This is a genomic window from Microbacterium sp. Bi128, from assembly GCF_918698205.1.
This window is the reverse complement of the sequence record NZ_CAKKMM010000842.1, coordinates 1-2,221: the sequence shown is the minus strand read 5'-3', so window position 1 is coordinate 2,221 and position 2,221 is coordinate 1. Positions and strand designations below refer to the sequence as shown.

General features: G+C 67.2%; 3 protein-coding genes. 2 read left to right on the top strand and 1 reads right to left on the bottom strand.

Annotation, left to right across the window (positions count from 1 at the left end; all coding sequences use genetic code 11):
• Both LQV45_RS27020 and LQV45_RS27015 read left to right on the top strand, forming a co-directional pair.
• On the top strand, positions 1 to 536 hold a 536-nt coding region (locus tag LQV45_RS27020; protein WP_230009845.1), incomplete at its 5' end, for an amino acid ABC transporter permease.
• Complete coding sequence (locus tag LQV45_RS27015) at positions 533 to 1,369, top strand: amino acid ABC transporter permease (protein ID WP_223913897.1); 837 nt, start codon at positions 533 to 535, stop codon at positions 1,367 to 1,369. The genes LQV45_RS27020 and LQV45_RS27015, both read left to right, overlap by 4 nt.
• Before the next feature lie 108 nt (positions 1,370 to 1,477).
• On the opposite strand, the gene dapE is transcribed toward LQV45_RS27015, so the two are convergent.
• On the bottom strand, positions 1,478 to 2,221 hold a 744-nt coding region (gene dapE, locus LQV45_RS27010), incomplete at its 5' end, for a succinyl-diaminopimelate desuccinylase (RefSeq protein ID WP_230009844.1).

Below are 2,221 nucleotides of genomic sequence, written 5' to 3'. Positions count from 1 at the left end.
CCCGTGTCTCGCCCGTCGCCGCGCTGCGTGGCTTCAGCATGACGTACGTCGAGATCGTCCGGAACACCCCGCTGACCATCGCGTTCTTCTTCGCCGCAGTGGTTCTGCCCCGCCTCGGCGTTACGTTCCAGCAGTTCGAGGTCGCAGCCATCATCGCCCTGAGCGCCTACACCTCGGCCTTCATTGCCGAGGCCGTGCGCTCCGGCGTCAACAGCGTCCCGGTGGGCCAGGCGGAGGCCGCCCGCAGCATCGGCATGCAGTTCACCCAGGTGCTCTCGCTGATCATCCTGCCGCAGGCCCTGCGCACCGTGATCCCGCCGTTGATCAACATTCTGATTGCCCTGGTCAAGAACTCTTCTGTGGCCGGCGCGTTCTATGTGCTGGAACTCTTCGGCCAGGGCAAGCAACTGGCCAATGCCAACGGCGACGCCGTCATGTGGGTCCTGGTCGGCATCGCATTCTTCTACCTGCTGATAACCATCCCGCTTGGCTTCCTCGCCAGCGTCGTTGAACGAAAGGTGGCGATCGCACGATGAGCTCTGTTCTCTATGACGTCCCCGGCCCCAAAGCCCGCCGGGTCTCGCTGATCGGCTCCATCATCGGCGTGATCGTGATCGGCGGCCTCCTCGTCCTGGCAGTCGTGACCCTCGCCCAGCAGGGAATCTTCGACCCCAAACGCTGGGCGGTCTTCCAGCTTCCCGAGGTCTGGGCCCTGATCGCCGCCGGCATCGGCGCCACGCTGGCCGCCGCGGCCGTGTCGGCCGTGATTGCCTTCCCGCTGGGCCTGCTCCTGTGCCTGATGCGCATCTCGGACAACGCCTGGATCAGGGTGCCCACCCGGATCGTGCTGGAATTCCTGCGCGGCATGCCCGTCGTGCTCATGATGCTGTTCGTGCTGCTCGTCTTTGCCACCAGCTCGTTCATCGCCGTCGTGGCCGGCCTTGTCCTTTACAACTCGGCGATTTTCGCCGAGATCATCCGCGCCGGTGTCCAGTCGCTGCCCAAGGGCCAGCGTGAGGCCGGCCTGGCGATCGGCCTGACGAGCTTCCAGTGCCGGCTGACCATCGAGCTGCCGCAGGCCATCCGGCGCATGCTGCCGTCCCTGGTCGCGCAGCTCGTGGTGCTGCTAAAGGACACGTCGCTCGGCTACATCGTCGCCTACGGCGAGCTGCTCCGGGCCGTGCAGGTCATGGCTGACTTCCTGGGTCCGCAGTACCTGTTCCCGGTGTTCTTCGTGGCCGCGGCCATCTACATCGCGATCGACCTGGCGGTCTCCCGCCTGGCCATCTGGCTCGAACGCCGCGGCTCCAAGCGCGCCGCCGGCGGCGTGGCGCACGTGCCGGTCGCCGGTATTCCGGCCGCCAAGTAAGCCGTCCCACCCACAAAGGGTCCGGAACCTCACGGAGGTTCCGGACCCTTTGTGCGTTGCGCCTTGTTTCCTGGTCGTGGTGTCCTGGGCGTTGCTTCCTGGCCTTTGCTAAGCGCTCAGCCAGGTCCGCAGCGCCCGCAGGCATTCGCGGATGGCGTCCGCCTCGACGTGCTCATTGTCCTTGTGCGCCAGCAGAGCATCGCCGGGTCCAAAGTTCACCGCGGGGATGCCCAGTTCACTGAAGCGTGCGACGTCGGTCCAGCCGTACTTGGGCTTCGGCTCCCCGCCGACGGCGGCGACGAAGGACGCCGCCGCGGGGTGGTGCAAGCCCGGCCGCGCGCCGGCCGCGCTGTCGGTGCGCACGACGTCGAATCCGTCCAGCAGTTCGCGCACGACGGCCTCTGCTCCGTCCGGGGTCTTGTCCGGCGCGAAGCGGTAGTTGATTTCCACGACGCATTTGGCCGGAATGACGTTTCCGGCCGTGCCGCCGTGGATCTTCACGGCGTTGCGGCTTTCGCGGTAGTCCAGGCCGTCAACCGTCACGGTCTGCGGCTCATACGCCGCCAGCCGGGCCAGGATCGGGGCCGCGGCGTGGATGGCATTGCTGCCCATCCAGGCCCGGGCCGAGTGGGCAGCCTCGCCGTTCGTGGTCACTTCGAAGCGGCTGGTGCCGTTGCAGCCGCCCTCCACCGTCCCGTCGGTCGGCTCGAGCAGGATCGCGAAGTCCCCGCCGAGCAGGGAGCCGTGATTGCGCACCAGACGGCCCAGGCCGCTCTTTACGGCCTCGACCTCCTCGTGGTCGGAGAAGACGAACGTGACGTCCTTGCCTGGTTCCGCCCCGCCGTCGAACAT